The sequence below is a fragment of the Gaetbulibacter sp. S0825 genome, assembly GCF_011777505.1.
GTDB lineage: Bacteria > Bacteroidota > Bacteroidia > Flavobacteriales > Flavobacteriaceae > Pontimicrobium.
Genome location: NZ_JAATJT010000001.1, coordinates 719851 through 734261, shown reverse-complemented (window position 1 = coordinate 734261; position 14411 = coordinate 719851). Strand labels below are relative to the sequence as shown.

Genomic DNA, 14411 nt, shown 5'->3' with positions numbered 1-14411 from the left:
AATTTAATAATGGTTCATTCCTTTTATCAAAATCTAGATAAAATCTAACTTAAAATTCTTTGCAAAAAAGACCTTCTAAGTGCTTTTCATAGCATAAAATTTCCCAGTACTATATAGTAGATGTAAAAACTTTTAAAAGGTTGCGTTATAAAATTGTTTGATGCTAAAAGATGTATTATTTTAGCATACATTAGAAACGAAAATTAGAAGCAATGAGCAACGAAAAAGAAGCAAAATTAAAAGCATTAAAACTTACATTAGATAAATTAGATAAGGCTTACGGAAAAGGAACTGTTATGAAAATGAGCGATCAAGCTGTAGTGGATGTTGATGCCATTTCATCTGGTTCACTAGGGTTAGATATCGCTTTAGGCGTTGGTGGGTATCCAAGAGGTCGTGTTATAGAAATATATGGTCCAGAATCATCTGGTAAAACAACTTTAACACTTCACGCAATTGCTGAGGCACAAAAGGCTGGAGGAATTGCTGCCTTTATTGATGCTGAACATGCTTTTGATCGTTTTTATGCACAAAATCTAGGTGTTGATATTGACAATTTAATTATTTCTCAACCTGATAATGGTGAGCAAGCACTTGAAATTGCCGATAACTTAATTCGCTCTGGAGCTATTGATATTGTTGTGATAGATTCTGTAGCTGCATTAACTCCAAAGAGTGAAATTGAAGGCGAGATGGGTGATTCAAAAATGGGGCTTCACGCGCGTTTAATGTCGCAAGCTTTACGTAAACTAACCGCATCAATTAGTAAAACACATTGTACTGTTATTTTTATTAATCAATTAAGAGAAAAGATTGGTGTTATGTTTGGTAATCCGGAAACTACAACTGGTGGAAATGCGCTTAAATTTTACGCTTCTGTACGATTAGATATTAGACGATCTACCCAAATAAAAAATAGTGACGGTGGTGTTTTGGGTAATAAAACACGTGTAAAAGTTGTAAAAAACAAAGTTGCTCCTCCATTTAGACTTGCTGAGTTTGATATTATGTACGGTGAAGGAATATCTAAAGTTGGTGAAATATTGGATATAGCTGTAGAAAACGAAATTGTAAAGAAAAGTGGGTCGTGGTTTAGTTATCAAGACTCAAAACTTGGTCAAGGTAGAGATGCAGTGAAAAACATGTTAAAAGATAATCCTGACTTAATGGATGATCTTGAGGAAAAAATTAAAGTGATAATTTCAGAAAATAAATAACCCCTGAATCCCGTCTTTTCGGGATTTTTTATAATATTGACGCAACCTTTTAAAAGATTCTTCATCTACAATGTGAAGTTAGTATTATAATTAAATAATATACATGTGATAATTGAGTTTAGAACAACTCTTACAAAAGTGCAGAAACAATGACACAAAGGCGCAAAGTGACTTATATAAGCTCTATTCGAGCAAGCTTTTCGCACTGTGTTTAAAGTATTCTAGGAATCGTGCAGAGGCTGAAGATAATCTGCAAGATGCCTTTATGACAATTTTTAAAAAAATATCACAGTATAGTGGAAAAGGATCATTAGAAGGTTGGTTAAAACGAATTACCATTAATACTGCTTTACAACGTTATAGAACCCAAGGGGTTTTTGACATTGTTAATGAGGGACAAATTGAAGATGTTGAAGTTGAAGTAGAAACGGAAACTGTAGATATTGATTTTTTACTAAACTCAATACAAGAGCTTCCGGATAGATATAGATTGGTGTTTAACCTTTATGTGCTAGACGGGTATTCTCACAAAGAGATTAGTGATATGTTAGAAATAACAACTGGCACCACCAAATCGAATCTTGCAAGAGCAAGAAAGATATTAAAAGAAAAAGTAGAAAGTTATATGGCGAATTTAAATTCGCAATCATTATGAAGCATGAAAAAAAGCATATTGATAGGCTTTTCCAAGAAGGATTAAAAAACTTTGAGGCAACACCTAGTAATACTGTTTGGAAAAACGTTTCTGAACAGTTGCTAAATAACCAAAAACAACGAAAAGTAATTCCTTTATGGATGAAAATCTCAGCAATTGCTGCAGGTTTGCTTTTGCTATTCACTTTAGGAAATAATTTGTTTTTTCAGGATAACAATCCTAATCCTGAAATAGACGAAACTATTGTTGACACAAATTCTAAAAACAACGATTCCAATACTTTAGACCCTAATAACATTGATAATCTTAACAAAAACAATAATACTAACGAAAAGTTAGCTCAAGAAGAATCAAATTTTAATGATAATGACACAAAAGATTCATTAAATAGTAATAAAAAGAATTCTAAAAACACTTTAATAAATAAAAACGAGTCTATAGTTGCAAAGAATGATGAAGGCGCAAACTCTTCAAAAAACAAAAGGCTTAATGCTATAACTAAAGATGAATTGATAAAAGAAGCTACTGCTAATACAGTTGCTTCTTCTAATTCGAATAAAACTAAAGTAGATGATTCTCAAAAGAATGCTGTTAAAGATGATATTTCAAAAATAACTGATATTAATTCAGCAGTTGTTAAAAACCAAAGCACTAATAAAATTGAGAGTGAAAAATCAAACAAGATTGATGGTAAATCTACTGAAACAACAGTGGCTGATGTTAATAAAATCGACAAAGAAATAAATGAAGCTGGTAAAATATCTATTGAGGATGCTATTGCTGAAAACAAAATAAAAGAGACAGAAGACGAATTAAATGAAGATGAAGTCGCAAAACGTTGGAGTGTAGCACCCAATATTGCTCCTGTTTATTTTAACTCGTTAGGAACTGGTTCGTCTATGGATTCAGAGTTTGTAAATAATGCAAAATCTGGAGAAATTAATATGAGTTATGGTGTATCGGCAAGTTATGCTATAAACGATAAAATTAATGTTAGGGTTGGCGTAAACAATGTAAAGCTAGGCTACAACACACATGATGTTTTTAATGCTAGTGATATGGAAATGAATCCTATTAAACCTATTGCAGTTAAAAATATTGAGATAGATAAAACTCCTACCGAGTTGGCTTTTATTACTGTTGCTGGAATGAGTTTTGCACAAGTACCTGAGCCGCTTTCAAATCAATATAATGCTTCAATTAATCAGGAGTTAGGTTTTTTAGAAATCCCTCTAGAAATTCAATATAACATCACTAATACCAAATTAGGAATTAATGCTATTGGAGGTTTTAGCGCCCTATTTTTAAACACAAACGACATATATTCCACTTTAGATGGGACTAGTACTTTAATTGGCAAGGCAACAAATATTAATAATTTGAGTTATAGTGCTAACCTTGGGTTAGGATTAAACTATAAGGTATCAAACAATATTAATGTAAATCTTGAACCTATGTTTAAATATCAATTAAACACTTTTAGAAATACTTCTGGCAATTTTAAGCCATATTTTATAGGTGTTTATTCTGGTTTAAGCTTCAAGTTTTAAAGATTTTTAGTTGGTTAGGTTGGTTATTGTGCTTCGTCTTAGAAGTGTCAATAATTTATAAAAGTCACTCTTTATTGAGTGGCTTTTTTTATGTTTGAAGCTCTTGTAAAATAATCTCTCTAGAGGTATTATTTAATTGCTTTGTGTCTTCGATTTCTAAATGCTTCGTTTCTAAGAATTCATGAATTTTAACACGTAACATTCCTGGTCCTCCGCTAAAGAAGGTATATGAAAATCGCGTTTTGTTATCATAAAACGTAATTGGTACAATTGGAATTTCATGCTTAATTGCCAATCTAAAAGCACCATCCTTAAAATCGGCTAAAAGCACATCTTCTTCTGGCACTAAACCTTCTGGGAAAATGCAAATACTCAATCCAGATTGTAAACGTCGTTGTGCTCTTATAAATACTGCTTGTCTACTTTTAGCACTGCTCCTATCTACCAAAATACAGGTTCGCTTATAGAAAAATCCAAACAATGGTATTTTAGCCAACTCCTTTTTTCCAACAAACACAAAAGGGTTATCCTTAATCGTCACCAACATGAGCATAATGTCAATCATTGAAGTGTGGTTAGCGATAAACATATAGCTTTTACCTTTTTCTAAATTTTGCAGCTTAGTGATTTTCCAACCAAGGCCCATACCAATTAAAATAAATTTTGACCAAATGCGAGCTAACTTAAAAAAGAAAGGATACCACCGTTCTTTAGCTATGGAAACAATAAGGAAAGGGAATAGAATAATTATTGGTAAAGCAACAAGTACATAAAACCAAATACGATATAAAATCCAGAAAGGATATTTTAAAAATTTCATTAGAGCCAAATCTAATTAATTTAATTGAGCTATTCTATCAAAAAAATTACCTTTGTGTTTCGTTATAAAGAATTATTAATTAAAGAGATTCCCGCTTTCGTGGGAAATGACTATGGCAAGAATACTAACAGGCGTACAAAGTACAGGAACACCACACTTAGGAAATCTTTTAGGAGCAATTATACCTGCAATACAGATGAGTAACGACCCAAACAATGAGTCATTTTTATTTATTGCAGATATGCACTCATTAACCCAAATAAAGGATGCAGATACCTTAAAAAATAATACATACTCTACTGCTGCTGCATGGTTAGCTTTTGGATTAAATATTGATAAAACCGTGTTTTATCGCCAAAGTGATGTGCCTCAAGTAACGGAATTATCATGGTATTTAAGCTGTTTTTTTCCTTATCAAAGATTGACGCTAGCACATAGTTTTAAGGATAAAGCAGATAGATTGGAAGATGTAAACGCAGGTTTGTTTACCTATCCAATGCTTATGGCTGCAGATATTTTATTGTACGACGCTAATATTATTCCTGTTGGAAAAGACCAATTACAACATATTGAAATGACTCGCGATGTAGCCTCACGTTTTCATGCAAAGGTTGGAGAAACCTTTGTAATACCTGAGGCTGATATACAAAAAGACACTATGTATGTTCCTGGAATTGATGGTGGGAAAATGAGTAAAAGCCAAAATAATATTATCAATTTATTTTTACCAGACAAGAAATTACGTAAGCAAATTATGGCTATTGCTACAGATAGTACGCCTTTAGAAGAACCTAAAGACTGGAAAACTTGTAATTGCTTTGCGCTTTACAAGCTCGTTGCTAATGACAATCAGATAGCTGAGATGAAAGCCAATTACGAAAAAGGTGGTTATGGTTATGGCCATGCAAAACAAGCTTTGTTTGAATTACTCATTGATAAATTTTCTGCTGAAAGGGGGCGTTACAATTATTATATGGATAACCTCAACGAAATTGACAAATCCTTGGCTATTGGTGCTGAAAAAGCTAAGGTCGTTGCCGATGATGTGCTAAAAAGGGTTAGAACGAAGATTGGGTATTAATATGAAAAAAATCGTTTGGCCGACCCTATAAAATATACTAGTAATGTTACTGGTAATTGTCTCAAGATATCCTTCGAGCAACAATAAGTTTGATTGGGTTATTACTTTGGCAATAATTCTAATTATTGTTAACATTGTTATGTTTTTTATTGAATATAAAAAACTTAAATAACCTCAAACTGTTTACCAGGCAATGGTCTCACCACGCCTTTTAACTCCATACTTAACAATAAAGAAGCCACTCTAAAAGTTGGCATATTACATTTTAAAGCAATTATATCTAGTAATTCCTTTCCATTCTCTTTTAGGAAATTGTATATCAGTTTTTCATCGGTATCTAATTCAACAAATAATTGTTTTTGGATAGGCTTTTCTTCGCTTTCTAACTTCCAATTTAGTATATAAGGAATATCCTCAGCTTTAGAGAGTAGATGTGCACGTTGAAGTTTAATTAAATTATTACAACCAACACTTTGCGTATCGGTAATACGACCTGGAACAGCAAACACCTCTCTGTTATATGAGTTTGCAATATCTGCTGTCACTAAGCTTCCTCCTTTTTCGGCAGATTCTACCACAATAGTTGCTTCGCTTAATCCTGCAATAATTCGGTTGCGCTTTAAAAAGTTGTTTCGATCAAACTCATCAGTGCTCCAAAAATCAGTGAAAAACCCTCCATGACTTTCAATATCAGCAACATATTTTTTATGAACCTTTGGATAGATTTGATTAAACCCATGTGCTAAACAACCAATAGTCTGCAAATTGTGCTTAATGGCAGCTTTTTGCGCAGTAATATCTGTACCATAAGCAAACCCAGATACAATAATTGGGTTATAAGGTGCTAAACGTTCAACAATCGCTTCACAATTAGCAATCCCTTGAGTGGTAATTTTTCGTGCGCCAACTATACTAATAATAGGTTGGTTTTTTATGTTTACATTTCCTTTTTGAAATAATAAAATAGGCCCATCTACGCAGTGCTTTAATCGCTCAGGATAACTGCTTTCCATAAAATAGTGGCTAACAATACCCTGCTTTTCTATAAATTCCAATTCTTTTTCAGCATTCTGCAGTAATATGTCTTTATGTAAATCGCCAATGGCATACGTACCAATGCCATCAATTTTAAGCAAGTTTTGTTTCTTTTCGTTTAAAACAGCCTCAGGAGAACCACAGTGCGTAATGAGTTTTTTGGCTGTAATGTCACCAATATTTGGAGCATTTTGTAAGGCTAAAGCATATATTAAGTTGGTATTAGACATGTACATCATTGAATTACAACGTACAAGAAACTAAAAATTACATTGTTAATAAATAGTTGGAGGAACTTTTTTACGGATTGAAAAATTTTTAACTTTGTTTCTATGCAATTGGAAACCTATATAAGCGATTTACTATACAGATACGAATGTGTGATTATTCCAGATTTTGGCGCCTTTTTAACGCAGCCTATATCTGCAAAAGTTGATACTTCTAGCAATACTTTTTACCCTCCTAAAAAAGTATTATCGTTTAATGAACAACTTAAAAACAATGATGGTTTGTTAGCAAATTACATTGCTGATGTCGAAAAACTACCTTACGAAGTTGCAGTAAAAAAGATTGCAAAAAAGACAAAATCCTTAAAGTCTTATTTAGCCCAAGGAGAAACCTTGACGTTTAAAAACATTGGTGATATTACGTTAAGTAATGAAGGTAAAATAACTTTTGAACCTTCTTACCATTTAAACTATTTAACTGATGCTTTTGGATTGGCAAAATTTGTATCTCCAAATGTATCAAGAGAAGTTTATAAAGAGCAAGTTGAATCCATTGAAAAAGTTGCTCCTATCGCCATTACACCAGAAAAACGTAAATCACGAAATTACTTAAAATATGCTGCTGTTGCTGTTATAGCATTAACTTTAGGTGGCTTTGGAGCATCAAATTATTATCTCAATCAAATTGAGACTCAAAACCAAATAGCGCAGCAAGAAGCAACCCAAGAAATAGAAAACAAAATTCAGGAAGCTACTTTTATAATAGATAATCCATTACCAAGCGTTACTCTAAATGTTGCCAAGCAAAGTGGCAATTTTCATATAGTTGCTGGTGCTTTCCGAATAGAAGAAAATTGTGATAAAAAATTAAAACAATTACACGCTCAAGGTTTTAGTGCTAGAAAAATAGGCGCAAACAAATATGGGCTGCATCAAGTAGTGTATTCAAGTTACGACACAAGGGCTGAAGCACAACGTGAACTTTATAAAATCAAAAGAACACACAATCCTGATGCTTGGTTATTAGCTCAAAAACTTAATTAAATTTTACTTCCTTAGTTATTAAAAGCGGCTTACCTTTGCATTTCAAATAAAATGTACATGGAAGCTAAACATCCTAACGATTCTAAAACAACAATGACCGACTTGGTTTTACCAAGCGAAACCAACCCTTTAAATAACTTATTTGGAGGCGAGCTATTGGCTCGTATGGATCGTGCTGCAAGTATTGCTGCAAGGCGTCATTCACGAAGAATTGTGGTTACAGCTTCGGTTAACCATGTGGCGTTTAAACATCCTGTGCCTTTAGGTAGTGTGGTAACTGTTGAAGCTAAAGTTTCAAGAGCATTCAAATCTTCTATGGAAGTGTATTTAGATGTATGGATAGATGATAGAGAATCTGGCGAATGCACCAAGGCCAATGAAGCTATATATACCTTTGTGGCTGTGGATGAAACTGGTCGTCCAGTTAAAATTCCTGCAATTATTCCAGAAACAGAAGAAGAGAAAATTCGCTTCGATGGAGCTTTAAGGCGAAAACAATTAAGCCTTGTGCTTGCTGGAAAAATGAAACCAGATGAAGCTACAGAGCTTAAAGCCTTGTTTTTTGATTAAACCTTTTTAAATTCAATAAGTCTTATAGTAACAAAACCCAAATGCTATGAGAACTTATTTTTTAATCTTCGGAATTGTCATTTTCTTTTCTGCTACCTCTTGTGTGTCACGTGTTGCAGTAAGACCTGCGCATACAACTACTGTTGTGAAAGTAGCTCCCAAACATCATAAAATTGTAGTTGTAAAAGGGAAGCGTTATTACTTTTGGAATGGTAAACATTACAGAAAAACTAAAAAAGGATATGTATTTGTAAGAGTATAAACTATCGCTTAATCCAATACGCTGGATTTTGTTTTTCAAGACCTTTCCACACGCCAAAACTCAATATGGCTTCACCAGATGCTTTATTAGTACGAACTTCGCCTATGTCTTGTTTTGTAGTAACCTTATCTCCTTTTTGAACATAGATTTTGGATAGGTTTTTATAAATGGTAAAATAATTTCCATGTTGAATCATTACAATATTATTACCATTATTTTGCTTTACCACAGAGTTTACAGTTCCATTAAAAACAGCTCGTACTTTTTCTCCCTTATTAGTTTCAATTCTAACGCCATTATTAGTGATTTTAACTGTTCTGTCTATAGGTGAGGGTTTTGTTCCAAAAGGCACCTTAATAAACCCTTCGCTAACAGGCCAAGGTAACTTTCCTTTATTAGCGACAAAACTCGAGGCTAACAATTCTTCTTCAGGAGTTAAAGCAAATGTTTTTGAAGAGGATGATTTTCCTGCTTTTTTATTAGACGCTGAAATAGCTGCTCTAATTATTTTTTCAATCTCCTTATCTATCCTATCAGCCTCTTGTTGCTTGGTTCTAATTTGAGATTTATACTTACTTAAATTTTTACTTACCGAAGCCATTAAGCCTTCATACTCTTTTAGCTCTTTGTCTAATTCCTTTTTCGCTAATCTGTTAGCTTCAATTAATTTTTGTTTCTCTTGTTTTTGTGCTTGAAGATTTTTGTTTAACTCTTGTAGTTTGATGGTTTGAAGCTTAATTTCTTCGCCTTGCTTTTTTTGATAATTGGCATATTGCTTAATATACTGTAAGCGCTTATATGCTTGTTGAAAGTTATTAGAGCTCAGCAAAAACATAATTTTACTTTCTTCAGACCTACTTTTGTAGGATTTGACAATCATTGCTGCATATTCATCTTTCAAAATCTGTAAACGGTTTCTAAGATTGGTAATTTCTTTTTGATTGTTGTTAATCTCTCTTGTTAAGTTATTGGCTTGCTGATTTATGTTTCTAATTAGATTTTGCCTTACTGAAATTTTGTAATTAATATTATCTAGACTAGATAAAATGGTTGTTTGTTCTTTTTTGCCTTGCGACATTAGGCGCTCAAACTGGCTTATTTGACGTGTTAGTTCACGTCGTCTCTCTTCTAATTGTTTTTGTTTTGCACTTTGAGCCTGAGCCAATGAGCTACAAACGAATAGAATTAAAAGAAAATATATTTTATATGATGATATATTTGCTTTTATCATTTAACAACAATTTCTTTAAACCCTGTTGGAATTCGAAAAGGAAACCTTAAATCACTATCTAACGAAACTGACCTAAATTCCATATTGATTTGGGTTTCAAAATTGCCTTCCACAGCTATAATATTGACACTTTTTGGCAATACTTGTTTATCAACTTCTTGATAGTCTTTATAGTCAATTTGTAACATTCTTTGTTTTAAAGTCTGAGAAATTTGCTGCGAATCCATTTTAAAATGTGATGGGTTTAAAAGCAATAAAACCTCAAGTAATTCGCTTTGTTTTTTTGGTTGAAGTAAATAAGATTTTTCATGAACATCTGCCTTGTAATTATTATAGGTTAAATTAAAAAGTGCCTCTCCTAACAACATGTTTTGTACTTTATTAAAATCTAAATCAGTTCCTAAAAGGTCACTAATTAATGAGAAATCGCCATCAAAATAGGTGTTATCTAACTTATTGTAAAAGCTTACTTTTGTCGGTGTTATTTTTGCGCGAACTATCCCTAAAGTGGCACTTAACCAAATGGTTTTGTCTTTTTCCATTCTAAGGTTAATACTATGGGTCTGCTCCATATCTCCTTGCAAATATTCTACTTTAACACGAGCTTGAAGGGTTTTAAATTTAGTAAAGGTTTTAGTATGCTCTTTTATTAATTGTCTTGAAGATATTTTACTATCCAATTCACCATTGGAAGTAATACTTTTGGTTGACTTACAGCCAAAGCTTATTAAAAGCACAATTGCCAATACTATGTAGGTTATTTTTTTCATTGCTTAATTAAAACGTTTTCGGCTTTCTTAGAAAACGCATTAGCTTTAGTAATATTATTAATCATTCTATAAGCAGTACTAAGTTGTTTATAGAAATCTATTTCCATTTGAGCATTATCAATCACATAATCAATACCTGTTTCTAGCGTCTCTATGGCATCTTTAGGACGATTTAAATGATTAAATGCTACACCATTTGCTAAATAAATTATAGGTTGTGATGGAAATACATCTAAAGCTTTTGTTGCTAAATCGACAACTTTTTGATGTTGTTTACTGTCTATGTATAATAAAATCACGCTTTTTAGAACTTCGAAATTTTCAGAATCTTTGTTTAAAGCCATTTCATAATGCTTTAAAGCCATCTCTTTATTTCCTTTCTGTAAATAATATTGTGCTAATTCAACATTGGATTTTCCATTGTTATCATCGGATACCATAGTTGTAACTTCTAATAAATCGTTTTCATACTGTGGGTTATTTTTTACAAATGATACAAAATCGTTTAACACCTTGGTTTTCGCATCTGGCTTAATTTTAAGACTTGTAAGTATAATTTTCATTGAATTTATTGCTTCTTTTGGCATGTTATCGCTCAAATAAAACTTATACAATGCTAGATGTACAATGTGTGAATTTGGTTTTTTTTCTAGAAGCTCTTTTGCGGTGTTGAAGGCTTTTTCTTTATCGCCTAATTCACTATATCTATAAATTAATCGTAAATAAAGTGCCTCATTATTTGGGTTATTGGCAACACGCTCTTCAAGATTTTCTATTCGTTCTTTATCGCCTCCTGTTGCATTATAAATTTGATTGCGCATAAAATCACGCCTTTCTGAAACCCCATAATCCTTATCGAGCTCATCTAAAGTTTTTAATGCGTCTTTATATTTTTTGTTTTTAATGTAAAGTGATACTAAATCTTCCTTATAGTCTGGATGGAATTTCACTAATTTTTTTACTGTTTTTAGTGCTTTATTAAAATCGTCTTTTTGGTAATAAACATCGTAAAGTGCATCTAAAAACCATTCATTTTCTGGTGCTTTATCAATAGCTTTTTTTAAGGCATCTTCGGCAGCACCAAAGTTTTTAAGTTGCGTGTAGTTTTTGCCTAATTCAAAATATATAACTGCTTTAGAATCGTCCAACTCTAAGCATTTTAACAATGATTTTATTGCGCGGTCGTAGTTTTCTATGCCTTTTTGTTTTAAAGCCTCGTAGAAGTGTTCTTGAAACTTATCTTCAAAATTACCTAAGTCATCATCTGGTGTTTTATTAAAATCAACTTGAGCAAAAAGCGTTTGTGGAATAAAAATAATTCCAAGAATCAATAATAGTATTTGGGTTTTCAGCTTCATTATATCTGCCACTAAATTACATATTTTAAAAGCGCTACGGGTTTGTTTAAGCTCTTTTTAACACATTATTTAGTTCCTGTGCTGCCAAAGCCTCCTTCGCCTCTTTCGGTCTCAGAAAGCGCTTGTACTTCTTCCCATTCAGCACGTTCATGCTTTGCAATCACTAATTGTGCGATACGCTCACCATTATTAATGGTGAAATCTTCATTAGAAAGGTTTACAAGAATCACGCCAATTTCACCTCTATAATCAGCATCAATCGTTCCCGGAGCATTAAGTACTGTTATTCCTTTTTTGGCTGCTAAACCACTTCGTGGACGTACTTGTGCTTCAATACCAATTGGTAGCTCTATAAATAAGCCTGTGCCTACAATACTTCGTTCAAGTGGCTTTAGAGTTCTCGACTCTGATAAGTTTGCTCTTAAATCCATTCCTGCTGAAGCAATGGTTTCGTAATGTGGTAAATTGTGATTGGATTTGTTGATTATTTTAATAGTCATACTCTTCTTAATAATTGTTTAATTTCTTTTTTTTCTAATGCGTAAGTGATACCCAAAAATACTAATAACAATGGTATTCCAACTAAATAGTTTTCTCTAAAATAATAGAAAGAAATCACTGAAAACAGCACAGAGACAAATAAATATAACCCTATTTTTTTAAGGTTATACGGTATTGGGTAATACTTTCTGCCAAAATAATAAGACAATAGCATCATGACGCTGTAAGCAATAAGAGTGGCAATTGCTGAGGCTCTATAGCTGTATTCCTTAATGAAAAATATGTTTATGACTAAGGTAATTATTGCTCCAAAAACTGAAATGTATGCGCCAAATTTTGTTCTATCTGTTATTTTATACCATACCGAAAGATTGTGATAAATACCTAAGCAGAAATTAGCCAACAAGATTATTGGCACAATCCACATGGCTTCCCAATAAGCTTCACTTCTTACTATGTATGATTTTAGTAAATCTGCAAAAACAACGACGCTCAATAAAATTACAGAACCAAATGCTACAAATAGCTCTAAAATTTTTGCATAGTTTTTTTGTGGGTTTTTACTATTTGAATGACTAAAAAAGTAAGGCTCTATACCAAGTCTGTAAGCTGTTGCGAAAAGCGTCATAAATACAGCTATTTTGTAACAGGCTGAGTACATCCCAATATCGGTTTCGGCTACATCTGCAGGAAGTAATTCCTTAAGCAATATCCTATCGAATGTTTCATTTATCGAAAAAGCAACACCTGCTATAAGCACAGGAAATGCATAACGAAACATGGTTTTCCATAGCTGTGAATTAAACACATATTTAATTTTACTGTAAAATGACAACATTAACAATAATGTTACAGCGCTTGCAATAAGATTAGCTATGAAAATGTAACTAATTTGAAAATCTGGCTTGTAGATATTTTCAAACACAGAATTGTTAGAAGCCAAGTCTTTTAAAGCTAATAAGAAGAATAAATTAAGACCAAGGTTGATAGCTACATTTAAAATTTTAATGATTGCATAGCGTTTAGGTTTTTCGTTGGCCCTTAACCATGCGAATGGAATAATGACCAAGGCATCTAATAGTAAAATCCAAATAACCAAATTGATGTATTTTACATCAATATCAATAAAAGAGGCTATCTGATTTTGAAAAATCAATGCTAAGGCAAAAAAGCCTAAAGATGACACAATTAGTGAAATTGTAGAAGTCCCAACAACTTGATTTTTATCTTCTTCTTTATTGAAAAACCTAAAAAAAGCTGTTTCCATACCATAAGCCAAAACAACATTAAATATTACGAAATATGAAAAGATGACTGATACTTCTCCATATTCTGCTACCGAAGTTAAGACACCTTCTGTAGTGTATAGTGGCACCAACAAAAAGCTAAGCATCCTAGGTAAAACGGTTGCTAATCCATAAATAAATGTTTGCTTAAAAAGTTTTTGAAATGCGCTCAAAAGTTGGGTTTTAACGTAGCTAAAAGTACGTTATTAGTAAACGTTTTGCAACATTAGTTATTATTAGACACTGGTGACATTGGAACCTCCACCATTTGTATTTCAGCTACATTAGTAAGCTTGTAATACTTCGTTTTTCCATTGACATTATAACTAATCACACACTCATTATGTGCCAATTCAAATGGGGTTTTTATTGGTTTCTCTGGCATTTTATTACCATATTCAGCTTTAGAGTCACTGCTAATTACAATATCTTGTTTTTGAGTAGATAGTGATGTAAAACGACCAACGTAAACACCTTCTTCTTGTGAGTGCTTATTTAGTTTTGTTACTTTCTCTCTAAAATAAACGCTATCTGGTTGGAATTCTAAATCTTTTATTTCAATGAAAATATCCATTCCTGAAGGTCCATCGACCATTCCTGAAACCCATTGTTTACAGTATATGTTTCCAAAGGTTGTTGGTGACTCTTTTTGAAGCTTTTGCGCACTTGAACATTGAGAAAAACTAGACATAATTACTGTTAATATTAATAATTTAAATATTTGCTTCAGGGTTTTCATTTACTTGACTATTTATTATAAAGATACTAAATCAAGAGCTATGCCATAAAAAAAGCCTTACTAAA

At 32.5% G+C, this 14411-nt stretch carries 15 protein-coding genes; 7 read left to right on the top strand and 8 right to left on the bottom strand.

Annotated features, from left to right (window positions below):
- Positions 1 to 212 precede the first annotated feature (212 nt).
- The 3 genes from recA to HB672_RS03450 all read left to right on the top strand — a co-directional run bounded on the left by recA (position 213) and on the right by HB672_RS03450 (position 3422).
- On the top strand, positions 213 to 1217 hold the full coding sequence (recA, locus tag HB672_RS03460) for a recombinase RecA (RefSeq protein ID WP_167607753.1): 1005 nt from the start codon (positions 213 to 215) through the stop codon (positions 1215 to 1217).
- A 112-nt stretch (positions 1218 to 1329) separates the two neighbouring features.
- Positions 1330 to 1872, top strand: coding sequence for an RNA polymerase sigma factor (locus HB672_RS03455; protein ID WP_167607750.1), 543 nt, complete (start codon positions 1330 to 1332; stop codon positions 1870 to 1872).
- The gene (locus HB672_RS03450; RefSeq protein WP_167607747.1) at positions 1869 to 3422 is read left to right on the top strand and encodes an outer membrane beta-barrel protein; all 1554 of its coding nucleotides are present in this window, start codon (positions 1869 to 1871) and stop codon (positions 3420 to 3422) included. The genes HB672_RS03455 and HB672_RS03450 overlap by 4 nt, the downstream gene beginning before the upstream one ends.
- A gap of 88 nt (positions 3423 to 3510) precedes the next feature.
- On the opposite strand, the gene HB672_RS03445 is transcribed toward HB672_RS03450, so the two are convergent.
- Positions 3511 to 4242, bottom strand: coding sequence for a lysophospholipid acyltransferase family protein (locus tag HB672_RS03445; protein WP_167607744.1), 732 nt, complete (start codon positions 4240 to 4242; stop codon positions 3511 to 3513).
- A gap of 112 nt (positions 4243 to 4354) precedes the next feature.
- On the opposite strand from HB672_RS03445, the gene trpS reads away from it, so the two are divergent.
- On the top strand, positions 4355 to 5323 hold the full coding sequence (gene trpS, locus HB672_RS03440; RefSeq protein WP_167607741.1) for a tryptophan--tRNA ligase: 969 nt from the start codon (positions 4355 to 4357) through the stop codon (positions 5321 to 5323).
- Positions 5324 to 5487: 164 nt separating this feature from the next.
- Here the strand turns inward: trpS and dprA are convergent, their stop codons facing one another.
- On the bottom strand, positions 5488 to 6588 hold the full coding sequence (dprA, locus tag HB672_RS03435) for a DNA-processing protein DprA (protein WP_167607738.1): 1101 nt from the start codon (positions 6586 to 6588) through the stop codon (positions 5488 to 5490).
- Between the two features lie 102 nt (positions 6589 to 6690).
- Here dprA and HB672_RS03430 point away from each other — a divergent pair, with 102 nt between their 5' ends.
- The 3 genes from HB672_RS03430 to HB672_RS03420 are packed head-to-tail and all read left to right on the top strand — an operon-like array spanning position 6691 to position 8461.
- The gene (locus HB672_RS03430) at positions 6691 to 7629 is read left to right on the top strand and encodes an SPOR domain-containing protein (RefSeq protein WP_167607735.1); all 939 of its coding nucleotides are present in this window, start codon (positions 6691 to 6693) and stop codon (positions 7627 to 7629) included.
- 57 nt (positions 7630 to 7686) lie between these two features.
- On the top strand, positions 7687 to 8199 hold the full coding sequence (locus HB672_RS03425; protein ID WP_167607732.1) for an acyl-CoA thioesterase: 513 nt from the start codon (positions 7687 to 7689) through the stop codon (positions 8197 to 8199).
- A 46-nt stretch (positions 8200 to 8245) separates the two neighbouring features.
- On the top strand, positions 8246 to 8461 hold the full coding sequence (locus HB672_RS03420; RefSeq protein ID WP_167607729.1) for a DUF6515 family protein: 216 nt from the start codon (positions 8246 to 8248) through the stop codon (positions 8459 to 8461).
- A gap of 1 nt (position 8462) precedes the next feature.
- Here HB672_RS03420 and HB672_RS03415 read toward each other — a convergent pair whose 3' ends face one another.
- The 6 genes from HB672_RS03415 to HB672_RS03390 are packed head-to-tail and all read right to left on the bottom strand — an operon-like array spanning position 8463 to position 14346.
- A complete protein-coding gene (locus HB672_RS03415) occupies positions 8463 to 9692 on the bottom strand; it encodes a peptidoglycan DD-metalloendopeptidase family protein (protein WP_167607726.1) in 1230 nt (409 codons plus the stop codon).
- The gene (locus tag HB672_RS03410; protein ID WP_167607723.1) at positions 9689 to 10462 is read right to left on the bottom strand and encodes a DUF4292 domain-containing protein; all 774 of its coding nucleotides are present in this window, start codon (positions 10460 to 10462) and stop codon (positions 9689 to 9691) included. Before HB672_RS03410 ends, HB672_RS03415 begins: the two co-directional genes overlap by 4 nt.
- Positions 10459 to 11832, bottom strand: coding sequence for a tetratricopeptide repeat protein (locus HB672_RS03405; protein WP_348272541.1), 1374 nt, complete (start codon positions 11830 to 11832; stop codon positions 10459 to 10461). The genes HB672_RS03410 and HB672_RS03405 overlap by 4 nt, the downstream gene beginning before the upstream one ends.
- Before the next feature lie 53 nt (positions 11833 to 11885).
- Positions 11886 to 12320 (bottom strand): dUTP diphosphatase, encoded by a 435-nt coding sequence (gene dut / locus HB672_RS03400; protein WP_167607720.1) that lies wholly within the window; start codon positions 12318 to 12320, stop codon positions 11886 to 11888.
- Entirely contained in the window at positions 12317 to 13780 is a 1464-nt protein-coding gene (locus HB672_RS03395) for an oligosaccharide flippase family protein (protein WP_167607717.1), read from the bottom strand. Before HB672_RS03395 ends, dut begins: the two co-directional genes overlap by 4 nt.
- A 53-nt stretch (positions 13781 to 13833) precedes the next feature.
- Positions 13834 to 14346, bottom strand: a complete 513-nt coding sequence (locus tag HB672_RS03390; protein ID WP_167607713.1) for a hypothetical protein — start codon at positions 14344 to 14346, stop codon at positions 13834 to 13836.
- Positions 14347 to 14411: the final 65 nt, after the last annotated feature.

Excerpts from the sequence above, each read along its gene's own strand:
- recA (WP_167607753.1), top strand. The coding sequence starts at position 213 with ATGAGCAACGAAAAAGAAGCAAAATTAAAAGCATTAAAACTTACATTA.
- HB672_RS03450 (WP_167607747.1), top strand. The coding sequence starts at position 1,869 with ATGAAGCATGAAAAAAAGCATATTGATAGGCTTTTCCAAGAAGGATTA.
- HB672_RS03445 (WP_167607744.1), bottom strand. The coding sequence starts at position 4,242 with ATGAAATTTTTAAAATATCCTTTCTGGATTTTATATCGTATTTGGTTT.
- trpS (WP_167607741.1), top strand. The coding sequence starts at position 4,355 with ATGGCAAGAATACTAACAGGCGTACAAAGTACAGGAACACCACACTTA.
- dprA (WP_167607738.1), bottom strand. The coding sequence starts at position 6,588 with ATGTCTAATACCAACTTAATATATGCTTTAGCCTTACAAAATGCTCCA.
- HB672_RS03430 (WP_167607735.1), top strand. The coding sequence starts at position 6,691 with ATGCAATTGGAAACCTATATAAGCGATTTACTATACAGATACGAATGT.
- HB672_RS03425 (WP_167607732.1), top strand. The coding sequence starts at position 7,687 with ATGGAAGCTAAACATCCTAACGATTCTAAAACAACAATGACCGACTTG.
- HB672_RS03420 (WP_167607729.1), top strand. The coding sequence starts at position 8,246 with ATGAGAACTTATTTTTTAATCTTCGGAATTGTCATTTTCTTTTCTGCT.
- HB672_RS03415 (WP_167607726.1), bottom strand. The coding sequence starts at position 9,692 with ATGATAAAAGCAAATATATCATCATATAAAATATATTTTCTTTTAATT.
- HB672_RS03410 (WP_167607723.1), bottom strand. The coding sequence starts at position 10,462 with ATGAAAAAAATAACCTACATAGTATTGGCAATTGTGCTTTTAATAAGC.
- dut (WP_167607720.1), bottom strand. The coding sequence starts at position 12,320 with ATGACTATTAAAATAATCAACAAATCCAATCACAATTTACCACATTAC.
- HB672_RS03390 (WP_167607713.1), bottom strand. The coding sequence starts at position 14,346 with ATGAAAACCCTGAAGCAAATATTTAAATTATTAATATTAACAGTAATT.